Below are 24,976 nucleotides of genomic sequence, written 5' to 3' on the forward strand. Positions count from 1 at the left end.
AATGAGAAAATTTTTACCTATAATATTTATTCTGACTACATTTTGCTCATTAGCTCAGAATTTTTTGCCTACACAAGAACCATTCGGTAAAAACCGTATTCAATATCGACCGTTCAAATGGAAAGTATTGGCTTCCCAAAACTTTGAAATTTACTTCTATGAAGGCGGACAACAAACTGCAACGCTGGCTGCACAATTAGCAGAATCAGAATTCGATAGAATTACTGAAATATTAGGCTATTCTCCTTTTACAAAAACTAAGATTTTTGTTTACAACGCTACACAAGACCTTAACCAAAGTAATGTGGGTTTACATCTTTCTAGCGAAAGAGAAATCAGAGAAGAAAATTTAGCCAAATCTCGTATTGAAATTGCCTATTCTGGCAATGCTGAAAGTTTCAAAAAACATATTACGAAAGAAGTTTCACATGTATTTGTGCATGATATGCTTTACGGTGGAAGTATTAAGGAATCGCTACAAAATTCATTACTCTTGAGCGTTCCTGAATGGTATATGACTGGAATTACAGCCTATATTTCTGACGGCTGGAACACGGAAATGGACACGTACATGCGTGATGCCATTAGTAATAAATATTTGAAAAGACCTAATCTTGCCAATGGAAAAGAAGCAGAATTGGTTGGGCAATCTATCTGGAATTATATCGCTGAAAAATACGGAAAAGACAATATTGCGAACATTCTGAACCTCACCAGAATTATCAGAAATGAGCAAACGTCAATTTCAAGTACTATCGGAATGCCATTTACAAGGTTTTTAAAAGATTGGCGAGAATATTATTCTGTCATGAATGATGCTATCAACAATAGCAGTTATCAAACACCAAAGTATGATTTTAAAATAGACGAAAATAAATTCAATAGTTTTGATAAAATCAGTAAGTTCAAAATCAGTCCAGATGGAGCTTTTATTGCTTATTCAAGAAACGAATTAGGCAAATCGAGTATAGAAATTTTAGACGTAAAAACTAAAAAGAAAGCATTATTACTTACTTCTGGCTATAAAACACTCAAACAATCTGTTGATTACAATACGCCTTTACTTTCTTGGACAAAAGGCGGAACACTAGCCGTAATTTATGAAAACCAAGGCGACGTTGTACTTTCAGTATTTACAGATATTACCGAAAAAGATTTGACAGGTAAATTTGCAGCCAGAAAAATCTTGAGCAATTTCGACCAAATTCAAGATTTTGATATTTCGGATAATGGAACAACGGTTGTTCTAAGTGCCATCAGCAAAGGACAAAACGACTTGTTTTTGTACGAAATTGCAAGAGGAAGAGTACAACAATTAACCAATGATTTATACGATGATTTAAGTCCACAATTTGTAGGAAATGCAGGAAAAATCATCTTTACATCAAATAGATTAAAAGATTCTCTAGAAATCGATAAAGGAACTTACAAAAATGTGAATAATCGTTTCAATCTGTTTTTACACGAAGGGAAAGCTAAAGAAGCAACGGTAAAACGGTTGGTTGATTCTCTAGGAACGATTTCAAGACCTATCGTTTCGAATGGAAGTACTGTTTACTTTTTAAGCGATGAGCGTGGAATTAAAAACATTTATAGACTTGTCGCTGGCGATTCAGTGGTTACACAAGTAAGTAGTTTCAAAAATGATGTTGAAGATTTTGACTTTACAGGAAGCACCAACAGCTTGGTTTATAAGTTTTTAGAAAAAAATCAAGAAATTATTGCTTATCAAGCTCAAGCAGATTTTGAAACCAAAAATAATGTTCCATACACACTTAGAAATGTAAGGCTTTATGGAATGACGCAAACAAACAATAATCCAATTCAGACCAAAACAGAAGCGCCAAAAACCATCGCAGAAGCTACAACGACTGTTACAAAAACGCCAAAATTGGTACTTGAAAAAGGAGAAATTGATACCAACGATTATTCTTTTGATATTACAACGATTTCTAAAAATGCTGGTCAAAGTGGAACAGAAGTACCTAAAAATGACAAAAGAAATAAAGTAGAAAAGATAATTTTAGCGAAGCAAAGTCGCAAGGAAAATATTAAAATTAAAGCTCCGACAGACTACAACAATCCTTTCGTTGTGAATAATACCGACCTTGATTTTATGGTTGACCCACTTCCACAAAGAGGATTTGGTTTGAAGGGAACAATTAATATGAATGACTTACTTGAAAACCATCATCTTCAAGGAGGAATATTTCTTACTCCGAACCTAAAAAATTCTGATTTGTGGGGAGAGTATTCATATTTAGCGAATAGAATTGATTATAGCGTAAGATTTGACCGTAGAACAATTTCTGAAGAAACAGAGTCCACTATCAAAAAATATCATTTTAATAGACTTTCAGTTTCGGCATCATATCCAATCAATACCAATACCCGTATTATTGCAACGCCTTCATTTACAGCAAATAGATTTTTGGATTTAAGAAGTTTAGCTGCTCCAGATGGCGTTTCTACATACTTAGGTGGTAAAGTTGAATTCGTTTACGACAATACCATCAGTCATGGAATCAACATGCTTGAAGGCACAAGATTCAGAGCTAGAATAGAGCATTACTCTGGTTTATCAAATTCAATTGATGGTTTCAATCGTGTATTTATCGACCTCCGTCATTACTTGAAACTAGGGCGAGGTACTATTGTAGCTGGAAGATTCTCTGGTGGACATTCCTTCGGAAATGCTCCAAAAGCAACAGTAATGGGTGGTATGGATAATTGGTTAGGAATTCAATATCAAGACAGAACTGGCGACACAAATAATCCTTTAAATCCAACAACAGCTGATACCAAAGAACCTAAAATAGATAATAAGGATTTGTTTTTGTTAGATTATGCTACTTCGTTGCGTGGTTTTAATGTGAATAGATTATCAGGAACAAGTCATTTTCTTTTAAATGTGGAAGTAAGATTTCCTATTGCAAAGTATTTGTACAATGGACCAATTTATAATAATTTCTTCAAAAATCTTCAATTGACAACCTTTACTGATGTGGGTTCTGCTTGGACAGGTGCAAGCCCATTCTCAAGAAGAAATGGATTTAATACTGTCGTAAAAGGGCCTTCAACCAATCCATTCCAAGCCACAGTAACCGATTTCAGAAATCCATTCTTAATAGGTTATGGAGTCGGTGCAAGAACCACCATACTAGGATATTTTGTAAAGTATGACTTGGGTTGGGGGTTAGATAATAATGAGATAAAAAGTCCAATTTCTTATATAACTTTAGGATATGATTTTTAAATTATCCTAAAGTTTATATGAATAAAACAATTTATGTCTTGATATTACTGTTAGGTTTTGGGATTTATTCAGTAAATAGCCAAAGCCTAACAACTTCAAATCTTCCTATCTTAAAAGTCAATACTCAAGGAAAAAGTATTGTTGATGAACCCAAAATTTTATCGACTCTTGAAGTGATTCATAAAGGAAATGGCTTACTCAATAGCATTAATGACCCTGCAAACATTTACAAAGGCTTTGCTGGCATTGAATTGAGAGGTTCTACTTCCAAAGATTTTTTTCCTAAAAAACCCTACGGTTTTGAAACTTGGAAAGATAGCCTTGGAAACGACCAAAAAGTAAGTCTTTTAGGAATGCCAGCAGAAGCCGATTGGGTGCTAAATGCTACTTATAATGACAAGACTTTCATGCGTGATGTACTCACTTATGATTTGGTTAATAAAATGGGGCGTTATGCTACTCGCACTCGTTATTGCGAAATGGTTTTGAATAATGACTATCAAGGATTGTACATCCTGATGGAAAAAATTAAAAGAGATAAAAACCGAGTAGATATTTCAAGCTTAAAAACGACTGACAATACTGGTGAAGATGTAACGGGTGGCTATATTCTTAAAATTGATAAAACATCTGGATCTCCTTCAAAAAACTGGACAAACAATACCAATACTCCTTTTGGTAATTACAAAACCTTCTTTCAAGTAGAATATCCTAAAATTGCAGATATTACACAGCCTCAATTCGAATACATTCAAAAGTATGTAAACGATTTTGAAGCGGCTTTGCTTTCACCAGATTTTCAAAGTCCACAAGCAAAATGGCGTGAAATGTGCGATTTGGATACTTTTATTGATTATTTCCTGATTACAGAATTTGTAAAAAATGTTGATGGTTATAGATTGAGTACCTTTTTTTATAAAGAAAAAAGTAGCAAAGGTGGAAAGCTAAAAATGGGTCCCGCTTGGGATTATAACTTAGCTTTTGGCAATGCTGATTATTATGATGGTTATAAATCTACAGGTTGGCAATATAAAATCAACGACATTGCTTTGCCAAAAGGTGATACTTATCCTGCGCCATTTTGGTGGCAACAATTAGCGCAAGATTCCATCTTTAAAACCAAAACGGTAAAACGCTGGGAAGTACTCCGCAAAACGACTTTCAATCCTGATAATATCAACAAATGGATAGATTCAACCGCTACGGTTTTAGAGCCTGCCATGAAAAGGAATTTCAACAAATGGCCTAGTGTTTTGGGAAAATATGTGTGGCCAAATTATTATGTTGGAAGTACTTATCAAGATGAAGTAAACTGGATAAAAGAATGGATTAGAACTCGTACTTTATGGCTAGATAGCCAATTTCAAACATTTGCGCTCACATTGGGCAATGAAGATTTTTTAGAAAAAGAAAAGCCAATCAAAGTATTTCCAAACCCTGTAGAAAGCGAAACAACTCTTGAATATCAGGTATTTAAAAAAGGGAATGTCTCCATTATTTTACATGATATGAATGGAAAAATAATCAGAACATTGGTTGAAGAATTTCAAAATACTGATACTTATCAAATCTCACTAAATTTAGGAAACCTCAGTACAGGAAGTTATATTTTGAATTATCAACTAGATGGAATTCCTATTGAAAGAGTTAAACTATTCAAAAAATAGCTTTGGGTTGATAGAAAGCGACTGACAATCTGGGCTGTAATTTGAACATTAATGTTTCAATTCCTTCCGAAGGTTTATCCAAATTTTCATCTAAAGAAATCAAATAATGTCCTTCCCAAATATCAATCAAAGAGATTAAAGGCGTGAAAAAAGTAATTCCGATTTCGTGCGCATTTTTATCTTTTATGTTGGAATCTATAATATCCATTTTGTATTGATTGAATGGCATAAAATTATTGCCAAGATTATCTCCCAAATGGTAAATTTTCCCTTTCCATTGTAAAATATAGGGATGTGCCGCCATACTTACTAAAAAATGTAATTGTTCGGCTTTTTCATTTTTACTCAGTATTTCTTTGAAAGTAAATAATGGAGCTGTTTTATCATTGAAAAGCTGAGATTGCATCAAGAATTCTTGATAAGTACTTTCCCAAATATACTTTTCCCAAGCAGTACGAGAATGTTGATTGATAACAATCCTAAAAGCGAATCTTACTTGTCCTTGTGGCATTTTCTTGAAATAATTCAAAAAGAGGTTTGAGAATACGATTTTCTCAAACCTCTTTTTGATAGTTTATAGACTAACCTTTCACATAAATAGTATGCGTAAGTACGTAACCAGCCGCTGTACTTCCAGTTACTGTTGACATTTCTGTCGATACTCCATCACTGAAAACATTATCATTTGCATTTTTAGTATCTGCTTGTCCATGACTCGCATAAACGCCTTGTGCATACACTACCGCACTAACAGCTTCAGGAAAAGCAATTTGTGTTACCAACAAAGAAGTACCAGAAGCATTATAAATATGAACGTGAATATGCGGTGCTCTACCAGAATACCAACCCGGATAAATACTCGTAAAAGCAGCGACTCCAGTACTATCAGTCGTCTGTCTGCCTCTTAAAAAATGAACAGAAGTATAATTTGTACTTTGCATACCAGTGCCTCCGTACTCTGAATACTCTCCAGCGGCATCGCAATGCCAAATATCTACAATGGCATTGGCTAAAATATTACAGCTATTATTTACATTTCTGACAACAATATCAATAGTCAAAGGCGTACCTTTTCTATCAGAAGTAATGTCTTTTTTGACTAAAGTGGCAGGTTGTAGTGTGGGAAAAGGTCCAGCCGTTTCAGAATTTGTTACCGAACAACTTGATGGAGTAACAGAAGTATCAACTCCTCCTGTTGTTGGTGTGGTTGTGGTAGCATCTGCTATTACTTCATCTTCTTTGCATGAAGCCAACAAGGGCGTGGCAACTGCCAATGCTCCAAGTGAACCAAAGCTTTTTCTTAAGAAATCTATTCTTTTCATTTCATTGAGGAATTTAGGGAGTTCCTACAAGAATACACGTATAGTTAAACATGTATTGCCTCAATGAATAAAATATTGAAACATTAAATTTTAATCTCAGCCAATAATATGATTGCTCCATTAGAAAGTGCTTCAAATTCTATATTCGAATCATCAGTAAAATACCATAAAGCTAAAGCATCTTTGGTTTCTAAAAGTCTATTCTGAACTTCAAACGCTCCTTCAATGATGAATGCAAACAAGCCATTTTTAGAATTTTTCAAGTTGTAAAAACCTTCTGCTCTGCCTTCATATTGCCCAATAAAAAAGTAATTTTCGTTTGAATCAAGTGAGATTAGCTGATTCTTTTTTTCAAGATTCAACTCATTGATGCTAAAGCTTCTTCCTTTACTTCCCTCCTCTTTTAGTTGTGTCTGCAAAAAACTGATAGTTTCTTCGCTATAAGGATTTGCTATTTCATAAGTATCTCCAGCTTCTCCTGAAAAAATAACTACCTGACTAGCAACCACATACTCTGCTTCGTTATTATCAAAACTAACTGCTAATCCGCCTACAATTGGTAACAATATTAATGTTGTCCTTTCTTTCAGCGTCAACATTAAATGCTCGCCTGCTGCTAATACTTCTTCATTGAATATTTTTAAAGCACCAAAAGGAACTCTACTTTCTTCAAAATATTGCTCATCATTGAAAGTATGAAGTCTTTTGAAAGTTTTACCAAAAGTAACTCCTCTTTTTTCGGCAAGATAGATTCTAGCTTCATTTTGCTCTAGCATGATTCCTGATAATTTTATCTGTTTATGTAGAATACAATGATTTTGAAAAATTATTGCTTTATACTTTCTCCAGAAAATAAAAAAGATAGCGAACGCTATCCTTCAAAAGCGATTTTTACATGTGAACCATCGCAATATGGTTTATTTTTTGAAGCGCCACATCTACAAAAAGCCGTCGTCTGACTTTTCATTGTTTCATTGCCGTCTTTATCTTTTACTTTCAAATTTCCATAAATCAATAATGGTCCATTCGCTAATACTTCTACCACCGTATTTTCTAAAACTTGGCTTTCTTGGTTATTTTCATCATTCATAAAATAGCTCAAGGCACCTGAAGGACAAGCTTTTACTTGTTCAACAATGTTTTTCGTTTCCTCCTGTTCCAAGGTTATCCAAGGACGTTTTTTAGGATTAAAAACAGTAGGAAGATTTTTAAAGCAAATGGCTGAATGAATACATTTTGAAGGTTGCCAAACTACAGTTACTTCTCCGTTGCTATATTTCTTCTTGATTTCCATGAATTTATTGCGCTTTGTTCAAACGATATTACAAAAAATCTGAATACATTCTAATAAATCTTTCCGAACTTTACACTGTATTTTGTTAATCAGAACAACAATGGAACTTGAAACGTTAACACTTCCAAAAACAATCATTCCACTTTTAGAGGAAACGCACGCAGCATCGGCAGAAATGAGACGTTTGACGGACGAAAAGAAAAAAGCCGTCCTAGAACGTTTGGCAGTGGTTTTGTTAGAAAACAAAACTCAAATCATCGCTGAGAACTTGAAAGATTTAGTCCGTATGGATTTATCTGACCCCAAGTACGACCGTTTAGTATTAAACGAAAATCGTATTGAAGCTTTAGCAGAAAGTATTAGAGAAATAGCGGTACTCCCCGACCCCTCTGGAGCAATTTTATTAGAAAAAACATTAGATAACGGTTTAAAAATCAAAAAAGTAGCCGTTCCGATGGGTGTTATCGGCGTTATTTATGAGGCTCGACCAAATGTAACAGTTGATGTCACGGCTTTGTGTATTCGTTCTGGAAACGCTGTGGTTTTGCGTGGCGGTTCGGATGCTTTTGACACGAACTCTTATTTGGTAAGTTTAATTCACCAAGTGTTAAAGGAGTTTGGAGTAAGTACTGCTTGTATTACTTTATTGCCAACCGACCGTGAATTGGTGAAAGAATTATTGACAGCAACCCGTTTTGTCGATTTAATTATTCCTCGTGGTTCAGCTTCTTTGATTCAGTTTGTGCGTACTCATTCTTTAGTACCAACTATTGAAACTGGCGCAGGTGTTTGTCATACTTATGTAGAAACTTCGGCAGATTTACAGAAAGCAAAAACGATTGTAGCAAACGCCAAAATTTCAAGACCATCAGTTTGTAATTCTTTAGAAACGATTATCGTTGACGAAGCCATTGCTGAAACATTTTTACCTTTAATCATCGAAGATTTTGCCAAAGCGGAAGTAGAGATTTTTGCCGATGAATTATCTTTTGAAGTACTATCTCAACATCAATATCCGTACTTACAAAAAGCGCAGGAAGATGATTTTGGCAAAGAATTTACTGATTTCAAATGCTCTATCAAAACCGTAAAAAATACGGATGGTGCTTTAGAACATATTCGTAAACACTCTACTCGTCACTCAGAAGCCATCATTACGACCAATGATGAGCTAGCCGAAAAGTTCATTACTGAAGTAGATGCTGCAGCGGTTTATACCAATGCTTCTACCAGATTTACGGATGGCGGACAGTTTGGTTTAGGGGCTGAAATTGGAATTTCTACGCAAAAACTTCACGCTCGTGGACCTTTTGCTTTAGAAAAATTAGTGACTGAAAAGTGGCTAATTAGTGGCGACGGACAAATTAGATAATATTCCAACAGTGGCATTTCAAAGAAAATAAATAAAGGGACGGAGCGATTCGTCCCGCTATGATTATGAAAATTGAAGCCTACCAAGTATCAGAAGTCATCAACTTAAAAAAGTTCAGAAACGAATACACCAACGAACCGCTGCTTTTCAATAATTCTGAACTTTTTTACAAGCAAGAAGAAAACAAATACTGCTATTTGCTGAGTTATGGCGTAGTAGTTTTTGGCGGATTTAATGATTTAGAAAAAAGTGCTTTTCTGAAATTCGTGAAAACCTTTGCAGAAGACCTTGTAACAACCAAATTTGAAGAAAATTTTGACCTTCAAACAGATGCCCAAACGGCACTTATTCTTCGCTATAATTCTATTACCATTCCCGAAATCACAGAAGATTCTATCAGAATCGTCATGTTGAACATCGGTCAATCTGTTTCTTTAGACTATTATGAATTCCTGACTTTAGAGATTTTTCAAGATTCCCAAAAATTCACAGACGAACTCGAACAAACAGGTACTTTTAGTCATTCTAAGAAAGATTTACTAAAATTTATCGGTCGAACACTCAACATCAAAAATTCCATTATTGATAATCTTTACATTTTTGATGCCCCAGATGTTGTGTGGGAAAACGAACATTTAGAACGCATCGACAAAGGTTTGAAGCGAAACCTCGATTTAAAAATGCGTTATCAAGACATTGATTATAAATTAAAAATCGTTCAAGAAAACCTCAAACTTTTTACAGATTTACTTCAAAACCGAGAAAGTACTCGTCTGGAATGGGTAGTCATTATCCTGATTTTGATAGAAGTTTTTGATATTTTGGTAAAGAAATTTTTTGAGTGAATTACCGTTTAATAAAAATCCTAACCATATTTATAAACACCCAATTAATACTTACACAAATGCAAAAAACTATCCTGATCGTTCTAAGCTTAACTTTTTTCACTTTCCCTTCAAAAGCACAAACACGCTTTGGTTTAAAAGGTGGAGTGAATCTAGCTAATGTTTCCATCACTTCAGGTGGAGTAACAGTTACGCCAGATGCACTTACTTCTTTTCATGCTGGTGTATTATTAGAAAGCAGATTAACAGAAAGAACGCTTCTTCAACTCAATTTGCTTTTCTCTCAAAAAGGCTATGAAAGCCAAGCTTTAAGTAGTAAGTTCACTGTTAACTATATTGAGATACCTGTAAACTTACTTTATGAAGTAACCAGAGATTTTACACTTGGTGGTGGAATTTATGCTGCTCATGCTATCAATGGCAAAGGTGTAATCCAAGGAAAAAGTAGTGATTATGATTTCGGGACGGGAAAAGCGAATCGTTTTGATATGGGTGTAAATCTAATCGCTGGCTATGAAGTTATAGAAGGATTAAGAGTAAGCGTCAATTATACCTATGGCACTGCTAACACAACAGATAATGGTTATATCAAAATCAGCAATAAAGTTTGGGGATTTTCTTTGACAAAACTTGTTGGTGAAAGATAAATTTTCACAAATTTCAGTGATGGTTCCTAGCAAATTATACTGGACTTTCAAATTACTAACCTTCAATAATAAAAGTATTATCGCCTCATCTTGATTTGCCAAATCGTACACTTGTACCTACATTTGTGTATGGAAAACTTTGTCGTTTCAGCCCGAAAATATCGCCCGCAATTATTTGATTCCGTCGTTGGTCAGTCGCATATCACTACAACGCTCAAAAATGCTATTCGTACCAATCATCTAGCGCAAGCTTTTTTGTTTTGTGGTCCTCGTGGTGTTGGAAAAACTACTTGTGCCAGAATTTTAGCAAAAACTATTAACTGTCAGAATCTTAGCGAAGAAGCCGAAGCTTGTGGAGAATGCGAATCTTGCCGTTCTTTTCAGAATAATGCTTCGTTTAATATTCACGAATTGGATGCTGCTTCAAACAATTCGGTTGATGATATTCGTAGTTTGATTGACCAAGTACGTTATCCTCCGCAATCAGGAAAATACAAAATTTATATAATTGATGAGGTTCACATGCTTTCAACAAGTGCTTTCAATGCCTTTTTGAAAACTTTGGAAGAACCGCCTTCTTATGCAATTTTCATTTTAGCCACTACCGAAAAGCATAAAATTTTACCGACGATTCTTTCTCGCTGTCAGATTTTTGATTTCAATAGAATTCAAATTCAAGACATGACTCAGCATTTATCAAGAATCGCTACGCAAGAAGGTATTGAAGCGGATAACGATGCGCTTGAATTGATTGCTCAAAAAGCCGATGGTGGTTTAAGAGATGCTCTTTCAATGTTTGATTTGAATGTTACTTTTTCTAAAGATAATATTCTTAGATACTCGGAAGTACTGGATAATTTACACATTCTAGATTATGATTATTATTTCAGAATGACAGACGCTTTGGTAAATGCTAATATTTCAGAATCGCTTTTATTATTCGATGAAATCTTGAAAAAAGGTTTCGATGGACATCAATTTATTGTTGGCTTATTAGAACATTTCCGAAATCTTCTGGTTTGCAAAGACCCCGTCACGGTCAGGCTATTGCAAGTTTCTGAATCTGTTCAAGCAAAATATTTAACGCAATCAGCCAATGCACCATATTCTTTTTTAGCTTCTGCTTTAAGTATTGGTTCTGCTTGCGATTTGAATTATAAAGCAGCCAAAAATCAGAAATTACACGTAGAAATTTGCTTATTGAAATTAGCTAATATTTCTAAAGTATTGAATTTAGCCAACTTACCAGCAACGGAGGGCGATGGCTTGGGAAAGGATTTAGGGACTAAGGAAAACGACACGAAGATACACGAAATTACAAATGTAAGTTCGGACAATACTTCAGTGAATATTCCCCAAATCCCAATCAGCAATCCACAAATTGGCAAATTAAGAAGTACTTCAACACTTGGAAAACCAGTTACTCAAGCTCAAGAATTACAGAATATCGTTACGCCAAAAGCTACAGTTCAACAAAATAAAGCATTTACGCTGGAGGAATTACAAACTGTTTGGAACCAACAAATAAAACATTTAGAAGAAAAAGAACGTTTTAGTGAATATGTAATCTTGAATAGACCATTTACATTAAAAGGAACGACAATTCATTTAGAAGTAGATAATGATATTCAAGTAGATTTATTAACGACTACTTTAAGAACAGAAATTCTTAATCATCTCAGACAAGTTTTACAAAATTCAACCATCCATTTAGAAGTAGTGGTGGCTGAAGTTGAAAACAAAACGCTGATTTATACCCAAGCTGATAAGTTTAGATTTTTGGCAGAGAAAAACCCTGCACTTAATGAATTGAGAAATGTATTGGGTTTGGATTATGATTATTGATAGCTAGAAGCTGTGAGTTATGAGCCTTGAGTTCTTGTGCCGTTGCGTGTGTCTACACACGCAACCACGTTACTGCCTTAGAATCGCTCGTGAAGACACTAGCGTCGGCAAAGCAACTTACTTAGAAACAATTCTTTATCTGATGAAAAGAAGGAACTTCATTCATAAAATACTTACCCTCGCTACGGTGTCAAAATCTAGCGGGGGTATTCTTTTTACCCAAGCTGGAAAAACGCAAATGATTAAAACTCGCACGAATAATCCCGATTTAAAAACCATTCTGGATACTTGGGAAGGTACACCGGTTGACCAAGATGGTCGTTTTATGAATCATGAATTTCCTTTTATTCATAAATTTGGCACTGTTTTTAAATTGATGACGACCAAAAATCCTCAGAAACAATTCAAAAAAGAAGATACTTGGCAATTAGAAGTAATAAAAAACGATGCTTTCTTAACTGAAACCAAAGACATGATTGTTTGGTTGGGTCATGCAACATTTTTTATTCGTTTGAATGGAAAACAAATTTTAATTGATCCTGTTCTAGGGAAAATTCCTGCCACAAAACGCCATTCTGAATTACCGATTTCGCCTGAAAAACTCCAAAATCTTGATTATATTCTGGTTTCTCATGCTCATTACGACCATTGCGATAAAGACAGTTTGAAATTATTACAAAGTCAAAACCCAAAAGCAATTTTCCTGACAGGTTTGAAAATGATACCATTACTTCGAAAATGGATTCCCAATAACGAAATCCAAGAAGCTGGTTGGTATCAACAATATCAAACCAAAGATGATTTATCTATTTACTTTTTGCCTTCAAGACATTGGTCAAATCGTTCTTTGGGCGATGCCAACGAAAGACTTTGGGGAGCGTTTGTATTAAAGAGTAAAGATAAAACCATTTACTTCGGCGGAGATTCGGGCTATGGCAGTCATTTTAAAGAAGTAGCCACTTTGTTTTCAAATATTGATGTCGCCATGATTGGCGCTGGTGCTTATTCGCCACGTTGGTTTATGTCGCCCAATCATCAAGACCCCGAACACGCTGTGCAAGCCTTTAATGAAACCAACGCTAAAGTAATGATTCCTTTTCATTACGGCACTTTCGACCAAGCCGATGAGCCACTTTCTGAACCTGAACAAATTTTAAGACAATTAGAAAAAGAAGGAAAAATCAATCAATCCTTAAAAATATTGAAAGTAGGCGAACAACTTTTAGTCTAAAGCGGTGGGAACATCGCTTTTTTTATGCTTTTTCAAAAAATAATTTCAAAAACTAAAAAAATAGTTTGTAAACTAAAATATTAGTTTTATATTTAACCAAGAATTCACAAGGGTATCAAACTTAAATAAAATTTAAAGAAAAAATGCAAGCAGTAGAAAGAGAACTAACCAAAGCTGAAGAACAAATTATGCAAGTACTTTGGCAAATAGAAAAAGGTTTTGTCAAGGATGTTTTGGATGAATTACCTGAACCAAAACCTGCTTATAATACGGTTTCGACAATTATCAGAATTTTACAAGAAAAAGGATTTGTTAGCCACAATTCTTATGGAAAATCGCATGAATACTTCCCGATAATCAGCAAAGAAAGTTATAGTTCTTTCGCTACTGAAAAATTGGTAGAAGGTTATTTTGAAAATTCATTCTCAAGTCTTTTCTCATTCTTCTCTAAAAAAGGAAAAATCGACGTAAAAGATGCTGACGAAATTTTGAACATGATTAATAAAATGAAAGAAGAAGAGAAATAGTAAAGCTTTAGGCTGTAAGCTCTGATTTTAGTAAAAATATTACATAGCCAATAACCTATTCAACCCTTAACATTTAACAATGTTCTATTACTGTTGACGAAGTAACTTTCTACACCTTTAACCTATTTTCTTGAAATATCAATAAAGCTAAATACTGATTACTTCTTAGTATTTAGTTTTAAAGCAAAATTCAATCAAAAACAAAAACATCATGGCTGAAATATCTGCATCCGACAAAAACAATGGTTCAAAAAAGAGAAGTCATAAATTATCAACCAAGATAGACATGACACCAATGGTAGATTTAGGTTTTCTACTCATTACTTTTTTCATGCTTACCACTACCCTAGCTAAACCTGTCATTTTGCAACTAAATATGCCTGATAAAGATGACCTTGGTCAAACTTCACCAGTGCGTTGTTCAGAATCACTGAATGTTGTATTAGATGACCAAAATAAAGTTTTCTACTATCAAGGATTGGAATGTAACTCGAAAGTGAATAGTACCGATTTCTCTGACAACGGCATCAGAAAAGTATTATTTGATTATAAACGTAGAATTGGTGACAATTTTACGGTGGTCATCAAATCTACAGATAAGGCAAAATATCGAAATATGATTGATTTATTAGATGAAATGAAAATCACTAATAATAGACGTTATGCCATCGTTAATATCACATCAGACGACGAAAAACTACTGAGTATTAAATAATTACGAGTATCCCTTTTTCTTTTATTAAGCTATCCGAAAACCAAATTTACGACACTATGAATTGGCTAAGCTACCTCCTCCAAGTTAATTTGTATTTAATACTTTTTTATGGTTTCTATCGATTGTTATTGCGAACAGAAACTTTTTTCAATCTTAATCGAGGCTACTTGGTAGCATCGGCTGCTTTGGCTTTTTTCATACCTCTGATGCAATCAGAATGGGTGCGTAGTTGGTTTGTTACTGAGCAAGTATCACAAACGTTTAGTACCTTCTATTCGCCAGAAACTTTTTATGTGACAGCCCAAAGTGCCACCAAAGGAAACTTAACGGTAGGTGATATGTTTGCGTTTGCGTATATCGTTGGGATTATTTTTGGAGTTTGTCGTTTTGGTGGGAATTTAGCCTATTTGGGTAAAATGATGAAGAAAAAGGTTTCAGGAGAAAAAAATCAAAGAGCTTTTTCATTTTTCAATATGGTGTTTGTTAGTAAAGAATTGAAAAATCGTTCAACGATTATGAAACATGAATTTGTACATATTCGTCAATTGCATTCTGCTGATATTATGCTTTTTGAGTTAATTGCGATTTTCAATTGGTTTAATCCTATTGTTTATCTCTACAAAAGTTCTATCAAACAAATTCATGAATTTATTGCTGACGAAGTAGCAAGCCGACACGAAGCATCAAAAGCAGACTATGCCATGTTACTTTTTCAAGAACAATTTGGAGTACAAGCTATTCCATTAACGAATAATTTTTTCAATAAATCACTCCTAAAATTAAGAATAGATATGTTACAAAAACAACGTTCAACCCAAACCGCATTATTAAAATATGGCTTAACAGCTCCTTTATTTATGACGATGATTGTAGTTTCTTCGGCTACTTTAGCGAGTAAATCAATTTCTAAGATAGAAGATAGTATTAATGAGGGTAGCCAACAAGTTGTAGCACAAAACATTGATATGTTCCCACATCAAACAAAAATCAAGAAAGAGATATTACCAGAAATTAATGATGCTATAGATTTATCCGAAGCACTCATTATTAGTCCAGCTTTAGCCAAAGATTTAAAAAGGGACTCCACTAATGTATTTAATGCAGTTGACCAACAGGCTGAATTCCCTGGTGGAATGGAAGCTTTTGCTAAGTATCTTCAGACCAATTTAAAATATCCAGAAGCTGCTCAAAAGGTATTTGCATCAGGTAAAGTTTATATACAGTTTATCGTCAATAAAGATGGTAGTACTTCTAACTTCGAAGTACTTTCAGGCGCTGGTTATGGTATGGATGAAGAAGCCATTAGAGTTTTAAAAAGTATCCCAAAATGGGAAGCTGGTGTACATCAGGGACAAAAAGTAAATAGTAGATTTACAATACCTATCAAATTTGTATTAGATGAAAAAGTAAGTCCTCTTTTTATCCTAGATGGTAAAGAAATTTCAAAGGAAAACTTAGATTTACACAATCCAGATACTATTGAAAGAATTGATGTTTTGAAAGATAAAAGTTCCTTAGAAAAGTATGGCGAAAAAGCTAAAAACGGCGTTATTATTATCACTTCCAAGAAAAAGTAATTCTCTTAAAAAACCTCAACTAAGATTGAGGTTTTTTTAAAATCAAATCAACTAAAAAATTAGTTTAACATCCAAACACAAACAATCATGGAAAATCAAACAGTAGTACACGAAGACGATACTTTGGAAGACATCGTTTTCCAAAACCGCAACAAAGCTTATGGTGCTTATATTTTGCGAACCGATTATCAAAGAGTAATCAAAATCGCCTTATTAGGAGGCATTGGTTTATTTTGCTTGGCAATTGGCGCACCTATGATTTTAGCTAATATTAAGCATGAAGATAAAATAGGAATAACGATAAATTTAGAAGATTATAAAATTCCAGAACCGCCCAAAGATATACCTGTAGAACCAGAAGTAACACCTCCGCCACCGCAAGAGGAAGTTATAGTACATAAAACAATTGCCTTTAACGAACCTGAAATTGTAGAAGACGATAAAGCAACTGAATTACCACCAGACCAAGATGTACTTAATAATACAGATGCTCAGATTAGTTCAGTGACACAAGAAGGAGAAATTGGTGAGATTCCAGTGGATGACCCTGATAAATTTAAAACAGGTGAAGGCTCTGCACCAGTTGAAATAAAAGTTGAAGAAGAAAAAACATTCCTATCGGTTGAAACAATGCCAGAATTTGCTGGTGGAAATGCTGCTTTGGCTAAATTTCTTCAAAAAAACTTACGTTATCCACGAAATGCTTCTGAAGTTGGTATTGGTGGAAAAGTATATGTACAATTTGTAGTTGGTAAAGATGGAAATATTTCAAGTATTGATATTTTGAAAGGTTTGGGCTTTGGGTGCGACGAAGAAGCACAAAGAGTAATTAAGTTAATGCCCCGTTGGAATCCTGGTAAACAGTCTGGTAGAAATGTATCCGTAAAATTTACTTTACCTATCGTTTTTCAACTCGACCAATAATCTGAGTGCAAATACTCAAATAGTATAAGAAAATAAAATTTGTTTTAGTAAAAAGTATTGTTAAAATATAATTATTTCAATTTTATTTTAATTTAATCATTTGGTTGTTAGGATATTATAAAATATTTTTTTGAATATTTGTGTTAACTTTGATTAAGAGAATAATCAAAAACATTCACTAGAATTATTTATAAAATAAAAATATTAATCTTAAAACCCAATTACGATTATGGCTTTAACGAAACAGTATTCAAAAAGTAAACCAGTATGTAAAGTAACTTTTGCGCTTCCTGCTGAAACAGTAAATGGTGCAAAAAAAGTAAGTTTATTAGGTGATTTTAACGAATGGAATCCTACAGCTTTGAAAAAACAAAAAGATGGTACTTTCAAAGCTTCAGTTGAATTAGAAGTTGGAAAAGAGTTTGCTTTCCGTTATTTAGTTGATAACGATATTTGGTTAAATGATGAAGAAGCAGATAAATTTGTTCCAACGGGTGTTTCTTACGATGAAAACTCTGTTGTAGTACTTTAATTTAAAAGGCGATTGAAAAAAGCTTAGCTTTCTTCAATCGCCTTTTCTGATATTATCAAACACTTTTGTACTGAAATTAGGGAAGTCGATTAATGTAATCTAAAGCCCAAATTCATTTCCTATCCGTCGCTTCTTTTATACTTTTACTATCATTTTCTTCTCGTACATTATCCACAAAATTCCCAACCAAATCAGTACAAAAGTGATTGCTCCTGCCAAAGAAGCATTCTTTGGCTCAGTGAAAAAAGGAACAATAAACGATTTATACAACCAAGTAATGGAACTTACTTTTTCGCCATCGGGCAAAGCAATTTTTATCATGTTCATCACTCTTGGGATTAAACCTGATAAAAAGAAAACCGTAATGGCATTTACGCCATAAACTACAAATGGTTTTGTCCAAAATTTGTATCCTTTTACATCTATCAACCAATAAAAACCTGCTAAGAAAAACATCGCCAAACCAATCGTCCAAAGAGAATAAGAACTTGTCCACAAAGATTTATTGATTGGAAAACCTGCGGCATCCCAAAACCAAGCCAATGCCAAAGCGATACTTCCGTACAAATAAATGTACATTAGTCTTTCTGTGATGTTTTTATCGCTTCTTTGCAACCAAGTACCTACTAAAACACCCGCCAAACCATTAGCAATAGCGGGTAAAGTACTTAGAATACCTTCTGGATCCCAAACTTTTACCGCTTTGTATAAATGCGCTGTTCCAAGTAACAATCTATCTAAAAATGCCCCTAAATTATGTTCTGGTTCAAGATTCGCAGCGCCAGCATCAGGAACTGGCACGAAAGTCATCAGTAACCAATAGCCAATTAAAAGTGAAGCAAAAATGATTTGTTGAGTACGTTGTTTTGTCGTCAGGAAAACGATAGAACTTACTAAAAAAACAATAGCAATTCTTTGCAAAACGCCGGGGATTCTAACAACTGAAAAATCAAATTTAGGAAAAAGGGAAAGGAAAATACCCAAAGCAAAAAGCTTAATACTTCTTTCTATAATCTTTAAAATCGTTTTGCGGTCTGCTACTTTTCCTTGAAAAGCAAATGAAATAGAAACGCCTACGATAAAAAGGAAAAAGGGAAAGACTAAATCCGTAGGAGTACAGCCATTCCATTCGGCGTGTTCGAGCGGTGCATAAATATGTCCCCAATCGCCTGGATTATTGACCAGAATCATCATGGCGACGGTCATCCCACGAAATACATCTAAAGAAAGTAAGCGTTGTTTCATTTTTTTTAGCTGTGAGTTTTGAGCTATGAGCTGTGAGCATTGAGCTTTGAGCTTTGAGATATGAGTTGTGAGCGATGAGACTTAAGATTTTAGCTGAGAAGTATCTTTCAATAATTATTAATAAAAAACTGATAACTCAAAGCTCAAAGCTCACTGCTGATAGCTCAAAACTAATAGCTCCAATTTACAAGCTATCAACAAATTCTACAACAGCCTCTACCATGCCTTTTGCAATTGGTAAATCTGGATTAGTATAAGTTTTTATATTCTCTGCTCTGTCGATTGGCGCATTTTTCAACACATGATTCATGCCATTAATTAAGATTAATTTTGCTTTTGGTTGGGCTTTAGCTAACAATTTCCCTTCGTTTTCATTCACTTGAATATCCGTCGTTCCTTGAATAATAAGTGTTTTTGCCTTTACTTTTTTGATTTCTTCCGTAGGCACGTACTTCAACCACGAAATCATATAAGGTTGAATACTTGGACGAAAAATCATATATACCGACATATTCTGCATAATTTTTGAAAACGTCTCTCCTTTTTTTAATCTTTCAAAGTTTTTCTTTACTTCATTCTTTGCAGAATCAGGCAAAGGTTGCTGTGCCATTTGTTCAATAATAATTTCATCAATGCCACGAGCTGGCCCAGCCAAAGAAATATAGCCATCTACAGGCGATTTTTGAATCGCAACCATTCCCAATAATGAGCCTTCTGAATGTCCTAAAACGGTAATTTTCGAAAAACGATTACTCTTTTTCAACGTATCAATCCACTGCTGAACGTCTTGAATATAAGTTTCAAAAGTCAAATCACTTTCTTTCATCATCGAAGACGCACTTTTTCCTACGCCTCTTTTGTCGTAACGCAAAGAAGCAATTCCCTTATTTGCCAAACCTTCTGCCAAAAGTTGATACGATTTTGCCGTTACACTCAAAGAACTATTCCCGTTGCGGTCTGTCGGACCAGAACCTGCCACAATTAATACGACTGGTACTTTTTTAGTACTTTTTGGTATTAATAATGTTCCATCCAAAACGCCTTTGGCTTGTTTTAAGACGATATTTTCTTCTTGAGATTGTGCTACGAGCTGATGAAATGATGAACAGAAAAAAGCAAGTAAAATAAAGATGGTGTTTTTCATAATATTGTTTTTTGATGGCTAAACGTCAATAACAAACCAAAGCATTTATATCAAAGCCTAATTTGTTGTAATTTTGATTTTCTTCAAAGATGCAAATTATCCCAAAAATCTAATGTCAAAAAGTATAAACGGTTTTCAATTTAAGCAATTCTTGGTGCGACAAGACCAAACGGCGATGAAAGTAACCACCGATGCTTGTATTTTGGGAGCTTATACTGCACTTGAAAACGCTACAAAAGTTTTGGATATTGGCACTGGCACTGGCTTAATTGCGATGATGTTAGCGCAACGCTCTAAAGCACAATTTTCAGCCGTTGAATTAGACGACAATGCTTATCAACAAGCGGTGGAGAATATTCAAAATAGCATTTTCAAAGAGCAAATCACAGTTTTTCATCAAAGTATTCAGGATTTTGCAGAAAACAATAAAGATTTGTATTTTGAGTTAATTGTCAGTAATCCTCCTTTTTTCCAGAATCATTTAAAATCCGAACAGGAAAAAAGAAATAAGGCTTTACACACGGATACGCTTTCTTTTGAAGATTTACTGACTTCGGTAATCAAATTATTGTCGGCTGATGGTCGTTTTGTCGTTTTACTTCCTGCTTATGAAAGTACAGTATTAGAAAATCTGGCTTTGCAAGAAGGACTTTATCCACACAAAAAATTACTGATAAGACATAGAAATGGGTCGAAAATATTAAGAATTATTACGACCTTTGGACTTACTGAAAAAGAAACGATTCAAGAGGAATTAATCATCCGAAATCTTGATGAAAGTTATACAGCACAATTTTCAACTCTTTTGAAAGAGTATTATTTAATTTTTTAAGCCGTACAACGGGATTTCATCTCGTAAATATATCATCACATCATGTTAGATATTTCTGTTATCATTCCCCTTTACAACGAAGAAGAATCACTGCCCGAACTTTGCTCTTGGATAGAAAAAGTAATGAAAACCCATCATTACAGCTACGAAGTAATCTTTGTAAACGATGGTAGTCGTGATAAATCTTGGCAAGTGGTGAAGGATTTATCCAGCAAAAATACTTTTGTAAAAGGTATTTCTTTTAGCAGAAATTACGGAAAATCTGCCGCTTTGCACGTAGGTTTTAAAGAAGCAAGAGGTAAAGTTGTGATTACGATGGACGCCGATTTACAAGATAGTCCAGAAGAAATTCCTGAATTATACCGCATGATTACGGAAGATAATTATGATTTGGTATCGGGCTGGAAACAAAAACGCTTCGACCCAATCACTAAAACCATTCCTACTAAATTATATAATGCGGCAACTCGCTCGATGTCGGGCGTGCATTTGAATGATTTTAACTGCGGACTGAAAGCTTATAAAAACGAAGTAATTAAATCTATCACGCTTTATGGCGAAATGCACCGCTATATTCCTGTGCAGGCAAAATGGAATGGCTACGATAAAATTGGTGAGAAAGTAGTACAACACCAAGCCAGAAAGTACGGTACAACCAAGTTTGGAATTGAACGCTTTTTGTACGGTTTCTTAGATTTACTTTCTATTACTTTCGTACAGAAGTTTGGTAAAAGACCGATGCACCTTTTTGGTGGTTTTGGGATTTTGTTTTTCTTGATTGGAAGCTTTATTACGATTTACCTAATTGGCGATAAAATTTACGCCATCGCTAACCATATAAAATTCAGAAACGTAACCGACAATCCACTTTTCTTTATGGCTTTGGTAGCCATTATTATAGGGGTACAATTATTTGTAGCAGGTTTTATTGGCGAATTAATGACCAGAAATTCAGAGAAGACTACAGATTATCAGATTCGGGAGAAGGTGTAGTGGGATATTATTATCATCAGAACGGTTAAATCTTTTTTCCAAAAATACATATTCAAATCACTAGGAACGGGTTTAAACCCGTTCCTAGTGATTTGAATACGTATTTTATTAGTATTTACAAGATGCGTCTTAAACAAAAAAACGAGATTCCATCCCATTTTACAATTGTTTTTTCATTTTCCAATGAGGAATTTCGCCGAAAAGCAAATAGGATTCTGCATAGATTTCATAGCCTATCGCTTTATAAAATTCAAGAGCATTGATGCGGGCATCAAGAATGATTTCTTCTAAGCCTTTTTCCTTCCCTAAGTCTTCTAAATATTTCATCAAAAACTTCCCTACTCCTTTTCCTTGTGCATTGTTGGCTACTGCCACACAGCGTACTTGACCTTGTGTAGCCGAATTCATTTGTAAGCGAGCAACACCTAACAATTCATCTGTTTCAGCATCAACCGCCATTACATGATGCGCTTGGTCTTCGTCGGGCAATACTTCACTTCCTTTTTTCTGATGCCACGGTTCACGCAAGACTGTAAAGCGTAAATCATAATATTGTTCCCATTCTTGGGCTGTATTGGGTATTTTGGCGATAAGCATTTTTTTAGCTTTAAGCCTAGAGCAATGAGCTTTGAGCTTGTTTTATGATTTAAGTTATTAACCAGAGTCTTGAATTACTCAAAGCTTGTAGCTCAATTCTCATTGCTAACAACCTACAATTCCGTTACTTCTCCAGACACGCCTAATTCTGAAAAGAGACGTTGCCAATATGTTGAAATGGCTGGATTATTGATTTTTCTGGAAGCCGTTGGTTCAAAAGGTTTGGCAATAAAGATTTGAGCCATGCTAATATTAGGTAAAGTTGCTTGCAAACGTGCGGCATCTTCTCTTGCCCAACCAACAGCCGAAGCATCATCTACAGGAGGGGCTTGATGAAAATCACGACGGTTAGCCCCTTTCATACTTTCAACCATATCTGAAAGGAAATAGGCTTTTACCGTAAAACCTTTACCAATTTCATGGTCAATCAAAGGCAAAGCGGCTAAAACATCAGTACTGTTTTTACTTGAAGAAGGATTGAGTGACGTTAAGTGATTAATCACTACTTTCTTGAAAATGCTACGTTCTTTACTGATGTCCATTTCAAATTCAGTCTTTTGCGCTTCGGCATCCGTAGCACTTGCTCCCTCAGCAATTTCCATTTCAGAACGAGCAACCAAGGCTGCTACTTTGGCTTTTGCCGTATTTTCATGGATAAAATATACTTCTATTTTATCCCCTTTGGTTTTAATATTTTCGTCGATTAACTGATTGATAATCTTAGTGTATTTTTCATAGATAAATTGTTTGTTGGGATCAACACTGACAGATTTATCAATAAAAATCATCGAACAAGTTTTACTTTCATCAACAGTATTTTCGTATTTGGTAGCGGGACTAGAACAGCAAAAAAAGATAGTAAGAGCAATGATAAACAAAAAATATTTCAACTTATTTTTCATGGTTTTTCGGGTTATGATGTGCGATAAAGGCAGTTAAAAGCTTGATTTAAGCTTAGTTATTTAAAACATTTGCAAAATAATCAGTTTTGTCTTAGAATCCATCATTCCACTAAACTTATCCTTTGTCAATATGTTATTATCTTTGTGTCATCGTTCTATTTTGAATTAATTTTAACGAATCATGAACAAGAATCAAAAAATATTTCGCTGGGTTTTTATCATTTTCACTTTGTTGATGGCAGGTTTAGCCATACAAATGGGCATGAGTACGACTGCTCCGTGGAATAAGAAAAAGAATAAAACAAAGATTGAAATCGGAAACGACGCAAGATTATTTTCTTTCTAAAACAAAAAAGACTTTCCGAATTTAATTTGGAAAGTCTTTTTTATGATTGAGGAACAATTACTTATTCAAAATTCGCTTAATATCATTGGCTTGTGTAAGATACTCTCCAAATTTATCATAACTCCCTGAAATCATTAATCCTTTGAAAGTCAACAAAGTAGTAATATAAGAATCAAGCACGTCGATGATATTTTCTTGATTTTGTCGGAAAATCGGAATCCATGTTTCTGGACTAGATTTTGCCAAACGAACCGTTGATTCAAAACCTGTACTTGCCAAATTGAAAATACTTTCTTCATCTTTCTCTTTCGCCAAAACAGTTGAAGCCAAAGCGAACGAACAAATATGTGAAATATGTGAAATATAAGCCGTATGAATATCGTGAGCGACAGAATCTAAATAAGTAATTCTCATTTTCAAACCTTCCACATACATTTTCTTGATTAACTCTACCAATTCAGGTTTTGAATCTTCAATATCACAAAGTACACAGTTTTTGCCATCAAAAAGATGCCTAATCGCTGCTTCTGGACCTGAAAATTCCGTTCCAGCCATTGGGTGAGTAGCCACGAAATTACCTCTGTTCGGATGATTTTTCACCGCTTCAATGACTGCCTTTTTAGTAGAACCAACTTCAATTACTATTTGGTTTTCTGTAATCTGATTCAATACTTCTGGCAATAAAGTCAACAAAGCATCTACTGGCACAGCCAAAATAATAATGTCCGATTGTTTTACGGCATCTTGCAAAAGAGCCACTCGGTCGATAAGCTTTAATTCTAAAGCCTTAATAATATGTTCGGTTTTGTTATCGACACCAATAACAGTATCGGCAAAACCATTTTCTTTTAAACTCAAAGCCATCGAACCACCAATAAGCCCAAGTCCAACTACTGAAATAATCATAATTTTGTATTTGGCTTTGAGCTTTAAGCTTTGAGCAATGAGCCTTGAGCTGTCGGCTTTGAGCCTTTATTTTTAAAATTCTTTTTTATTATCTTTTATTCTAAAAGCTTTCAAGTAATTTCTCTACTACTTCTTACATCTTATATCTCAAAATCCTAAAGTCTTATATCCTTCAATCTTAAAGTCCTAAAATCCCAAGTCTTGTATCTTGCATCTTGACTCTTGGTTCTTCTACAATCTTAAAGTCCTAAAGTCTT

At 34.5% G+C, this 24,976-nt stretch carries 24 protein-coding genes; 15 read left to right on the forward strand and 9 right to left on the reverse strand.

Annotation, left to right across the window (positions count from 1 at the left end):
• The first annotated feature begins 1 nt into the window (after position 1).
• Positions 2-3,256 (forward strand): hypothetical protein, encoded by a 3,255-nt coding sequence (locus ABID42_RS00490; protein ID WP_367282009.1) that lies wholly within the window; start codon positions 2-4, stop codon positions 3,254-3,256.
• A 17-nt stretch (positions 3,257-3,273) separates the two neighbouring features.
• Positions 3,274-4,923 carry a CotH kinase family protein gene (locus ABID42_RS00495; protein WP_367282010.1) on the forward strand — a complete coding sequence of 550 codons (1,650 nt, stop codon included), beginning with the start codon at positions 3,274-3,276 and terminating at the stop codon, positions 4,921-4,923.
• Here the strand turns inward: ABID42_RS00495 and ABID42_RS00500 are convergent.
• The 4 genes from ABID42_RS00500 to ABID42_RS00515 all read right to left on the reverse strand — a co-directional run bounded on the left by ABID42_RS00500 (position 4,913) and on the right by ABID42_RS00515 (position 7,539).
• Complete coding sequence (locus tag ABID42_RS00500; RefSeq protein ID WP_367282011.1) at positions 4,913-5,452, reverse strand: hypothetical protein; 540 nt, start codon at positions 5,450-5,452, stop codon at positions 4,913-4,915. The genes ABID42_RS00495 and ABID42_RS00500 overlap by 11 nt on opposite strands.
• Before the next feature lie 52 nt (positions 5,453-5,504).
• Positions 5,505-6,245: a dioxygenase family protein gene (locus ABID42_RS00505; RefSeq protein ID WP_367282012.1), complete on the reverse strand. Its 741-nt coding sequence runs from the start codon at positions 6,243-6,245 to the stop codon at positions 5,505-5,507.
• 83 nt (positions 6,246-6,328) lie between these two features.
• Positions 6,329-7,021, reverse strand: a complete 693-nt coding sequence (locus tag ABID42_RS00510; RefSeq protein ID WP_367282013.1) for a pirin family protein — start codon at positions 7,019-7,021, stop codon at positions 6,329-6,331.
• A gap of 95 nt (positions 7,022-7,116) precedes the next feature.
• The gene (locus ABID42_RS00515) at positions 7,117-7,539 is read right to left on the reverse strand and encodes a (4Fe-4S)-binding protein (protein ID WP_367282014.1); all 423 of its coding nucleotides are present in this window, start codon (positions 7,537-7,539) and stop codon (positions 7,117-7,119) included.
• A 100-nt stretch (positions 7,540-7,639) separates the two neighbouring features.
• Between ABID42_RS00515 and ABID42_RS00520 the strand changes: the two genes are divergently transcribed.
• The 10 genes from ABID42_RS00520 to ABID42_RS00565 all read left to right on the forward strand — a co-directional run bounded on the left by ABID42_RS00520 (position 7,640) and on the right by ABID42_RS00565 (position 17,754).
• Positions 7,640-8,911 (forward strand): glutamate-5-semialdehyde dehydrogenase, encoded by a 1,272-nt coding sequence (locus ABID42_RS00520; RefSeq protein WP_367282015.1) that lies wholly within the window; start codon positions 7,640-7,642, stop codon positions 8,909-8,911.
• 65 nt (positions 8,912-8,976) lie between these two features.
• Entirely contained in the window at positions 8,977-9,756 is a 780-nt protein-coding gene (locus tag ABID42_RS00525) for an RMD1 family protein (RefSeq protein WP_323328385.1), read from the forward strand.
• 59 nt (positions 9,757-9,815) lie between these two features.
• A complete protein-coding gene (locus ABID42_RS00530; RefSeq protein ID WP_367282016.1) occupies positions 9,816-10,403 on the forward strand; it encodes a porin family protein in 588 nt (195 codons plus the stop codon).
• Positions 10,404-10,532: 129 nt separating this feature from the next.
• Entirely contained in the window at positions 10,533-12,248 is a 1,716-nt protein-coding gene (locus tag ABID42_RS00535; RefSeq protein ID WP_367282017.1) for a DNA polymerase III subunit gamma/tau, read from the forward strand.
• A gap of 142 nt (positions 12,249-12,390) precedes the next feature.
• Positions 12,391-13,479, forward strand: a complete 1,089-nt coding sequence (locus ABID42_RS00540) for an MBL fold metallo-hydrolase (protein ID WP_367282018.1) — start codon at positions 12,391-12,393, stop codon at positions 13,477-13,479.
• Positions 13,480-13,622: 143 nt separating this feature from the next.
• Entirely contained in the window at positions 13,623-14,006 is a 384-nt protein-coding gene (locus tag ABID42_RS00545) for a BlaI/MecI/CopY family transcriptional regulator (RefSeq protein ID WP_323254678.1), read from the forward strand.
• Between the two features lie 211 nt (positions 14,007-14,217).
• Positions 14,218-14,721: an ExbD/TolR family protein gene (locus ABID42_RS00550; RefSeq protein WP_367282019.1), complete on the forward strand. Its 504-nt coding sequence runs from the start codon at positions 14,218-14,220 to the stop codon at positions 14,719-14,721.
• A 56-nt stretch (positions 14,722-14,777) separates the two neighbouring features.
• Positions 14,778-16,298 carry a TonB family protein gene (locus ABID42_RS00555; protein WP_367282020.1) on the forward strand — a complete coding sequence of 507 codons (1,521 nt, stop codon included), beginning with the start codon at positions 14,778-14,780 and terminating at the stop codon, positions 16,296-16,298.
• An 87-nt stretch (positions 16,299-16,385) separates the two neighbouring features.
• Positions 16,386-17,222 carry an energy transducer TonB gene (locus ABID42_RS00560; protein WP_367282021.1) on the forward strand — a complete coding sequence of 279 codons (837 nt, stop codon included), beginning with the start codon at positions 16,386-16,388 and terminating at the stop codon, positions 17,220-17,222.
• A gap of 229 nt (positions 17,223-17,451) precedes the next feature.
• Positions 17,452-17,754, forward strand: coding sequence for an isoamylase early set domain-containing protein (locus ABID42_RS00565; protein ID WP_184133698.1), 303 nt, complete (start codon positions 17,452-17,454; stop codon positions 17,752-17,754).
• Between the two features lie 135 nt (positions 17,755-17,889).
• Here ABID42_RS00565 and ABID42_RS00570 read toward each other — a convergent pair whose 3' ends face one another.
• Both ABID42_RS00570 and ABID42_RS00575 read right to left on the reverse strand, forming a co-directional pair.
• Positions 17,890-18,999 (reverse strand): acyltransferase family protein, encoded by a 1,110-nt coding sequence (locus ABID42_RS00570; RefSeq protein ID WP_367282022.1) that lies wholly within the window; start codon positions 18,997-18,999, stop codon positions 17,890-17,892.
• Between the two features lie 184 nt (positions 19,000-19,183).
• Positions 19,184-20,143: an alpha/beta hydrolase gene (locus tag ABID42_RS00575; protein WP_367282023.1), complete on the reverse strand. Its 960-nt coding sequence runs from the start codon at positions 20,141-20,143 to the stop codon at positions 19,184-19,186.
• A 112-nt stretch (positions 20,144-20,255) separates the two neighbouring features.
• Between ABID42_RS00575 and ABID42_RS00580 the strand changes: the two genes are divergently transcribed.
• Positions 20,256-20,975, forward strand: a complete 720-nt coding sequence (locus ABID42_RS00580; protein WP_367282024.1) for a tRNA1(Val) (adenine(37)-N6)-methyltransferase — start codon at positions 20,256-20,258, stop codon at positions 20,973-20,975.
• Between the two features lie 42 nt (positions 20,976-21,017).
• Positions 21,018-21,968: a glycosyltransferase gene (locus tag ABID42_RS00585; protein WP_323254661.1), complete on the forward strand. Its 951-nt coding sequence runs from the start codon at positions 21,018-21,020 to the stop codon at positions 21,966-21,968.
• 159 nt (positions 21,969-22,127) lie between these two features.
• Here ABID42_RS00585 and ABID42_RS00590 read toward each other — a convergent pair whose 3' ends face one another.
• Both ABID42_RS00590 and ABID42_RS00595 read right to left on the reverse strand, forming a co-directional pair.
• Positions 22,128-22,565: a GNAT family N-acetyltransferase gene (locus ABID42_RS00590; RefSeq protein ID WP_367282025.1), complete on the reverse strand. Its 438-nt coding sequence runs from the start codon at positions 22,563-22,565 to the stop codon at positions 22,128-22,130.
• Between the two features lie 113 nt (positions 22,566-22,678).
• The gene (locus ABID42_RS00595; RefSeq protein ID WP_367282026.1) at positions 22,679-23,467 is read right to left on the reverse strand and encodes a hypothetical protein; all 789 of its coding nucleotides are present in this window, start codon (positions 23,465-23,467) and stop codon (positions 22,679-22,681) included.
• A gap of 181 nt (positions 23,468-23,648) precedes the next feature.
• Here ABID42_RS00595 and ABID42_RS00600 point away from each other — a divergent pair, with 181 nt between their 5' ends.
• Positions 23,649-23,813 (forward strand): hypothetical protein, encoded by a 165-nt coding sequence (locus ABID42_RS00600; protein WP_367282027.1) that lies wholly within the window; start codon positions 23,649-23,651, stop codon positions 23,811-23,813.
• Positions 23,814-23,870: 57 nt separating this feature from the next.
• Here the strand turns inward: ABID42_RS00600 and ABID42_RS00605 are convergent, their stop codons facing one another.
• Positions 23,871-24,719, reverse strand: a complete 849-nt coding sequence (locus tag ABID42_RS00605) for a prephenate dehydrogenase (RefSeq protein ID WP_367282028.1) — start codon at positions 24,717-24,719, stop codon at positions 23,871-23,873.
• Positions 24,720-24,976 lie beyond the last annotated feature (257 nt).

Origin of the sequence: Arcicella rosea (genome assembly GCF_040543805.1) — a bacterium.
In the GTDB taxonomy this organism is placed as follows: Bacteria; Bacteroidota; Bacteroidia; order Cytophagales; family Spirosomataceae; genus Arcicella; species Arcicella rosea.

Coding starts and splice junctions, on each gene's coding strand:
- ABID42_RS00490 (WP_367282009.1), top strand. CDS start 2: ATGAGAAAATTTTTACCTATAATATTTATTCTGACTACATTTTGCTCA.
- ABID42_RS00495 (WP_367282010.1), top strand. CDS start 3,274: ATGAATAAAACAATTTATGTCTTGATATTACTGTTAGGTTTTGGGATT.
- ABID42_RS00505 (WP_367282012.1), bottom strand. CDS start 6,245: ATGAAAAGAATAGATTTCTTAAGAAAAAGCTTTGGTTCACTTGGAGCA.
- ABID42_RS00510 (WP_367282013.1), bottom strand. CDS start 7,021: ATGCTAGAGCAAAATGAAGCTAGAATCTATCTTGCCGAAAAAAGAGGA.
- ABID42_RS00515 (WP_367282014.1), bottom strand. CDS start 7,539: ATGGAAATCAAGAAGAAATATAGCAACGGAGAAGTAACTGTAGTTTGG.
- ABID42_RS00520 (WP_367282015.1), top strand. CDS start 7,640: ATGGAACTTGAAACGTTAACACTTCCAAAAACAATCATTCCACTTTTA.
- ABID42_RS00525 (WP_323328385.1), top strand. CDS start 8,977: ATGAAAATTGAAGCCTACCAAGTATCAGAAGTCATCAACTTAAAAAAG.
- ABID42_RS00530 (WP_367282016.1), top strand. CDS start 9,816: ATGCAAAAAACTATCCTGATCGTTCTAAGCTTAACTTTTTTCACTTTC.
- ABID42_RS00535 (WP_367282017.1), top strand. CDS start 10,533: ATGGAAAACTTTGTCGTTTCAGCCCGAAAATATCGCCCGCAATTATTT.
- ABID42_RS00540 (WP_367282018.1), top strand. CDS start 12,391: ATGAAAAGAAGGAACTTCATTCATAAAATACTTACCCTCGCTACGGTG.
- ABID42_RS00545 (WP_323254678.1), top strand. CDS start 13,623: ATGCAAGCAGTAGAAAGAGAACTAACCAAAGCTGAAGAACAAATTATG.
- ABID42_RS00550 (WP_367282019.1), top strand. CDS start 14,218: ATGGCTGAAATATCTGCATCCGACAAAAACAATGGTTCAAAAAAGAGA.
- ABID42_RS00555 (WP_367282020.1), top strand. CDS start 14,778: ATGAATTGGCTAAGCTACCTCCTCCAAGTTAATTTGTATTTAATACTT.
- ABID42_RS00560 (WP_367282021.1), top strand. CDS start 16,386: ATGGAAAATCAAACAGTAGTACACGAAGACGATACTTTGGAAGACATC.
- ABID42_RS00565 (WP_184133698.1), top strand. CDS start 17,452: ATGGCTTTAACGAAACAGTATTCAAAAAGTAAACCAGTATGTAAAGTA.
- ABID42_RS00570 (WP_367282022.1), bottom strand. CDS start 18,999: ATGAAACAACGCTTACTTTCTTTAGATGTATTTCGTGGGATGACCGTC.
- ABID42_RS00575 (WP_367282023.1), bottom strand. CDS start 20,143: ATGAAAAACACCATCTTTATTTTACTTGCTTTTTTCTGTTCATCATTT.
- ABID42_RS00580 (WP_367282024.1), top strand. CDS start 20,256: ATGTCAAAAAGTATAAACGGTTTTCAATTTAAGCAATTCTTGGTGCGA.
- ABID42_RS00585 (WP_323254661.1), top strand. CDS start 21,018: ATGTTAGATATTTCTGTTATCATTCCCCTTTACAACGAAGAAGAATCA.
- ABID42_RS00590 (WP_367282025.1), bottom strand. CDS start 22,565: ATGCTTATCGCCAAAATACCCAATACAGCCCAAGAATGGGAACAATAT.
- ABID42_RS00595 (WP_367282026.1), bottom strand. CDS start 23,467: ATGAAAAATAAGTTGAAATATTTTTTGTTTATCATTGCTCTTACTATC.
- ABID42_RS00600 (WP_367282027.1), top strand. CDS start 23,649: ATGAACAAGAATCAAAAAATATTTCGCTGGGTTTTTATCATTTTCACT.
- ABID42_RS00605 (WP_367282028.1), bottom strand. CDS start 24,719: ATGATTATTTCAGTAGTTGGACTTGGGCTTATTGGTGGTTCGATGGCT.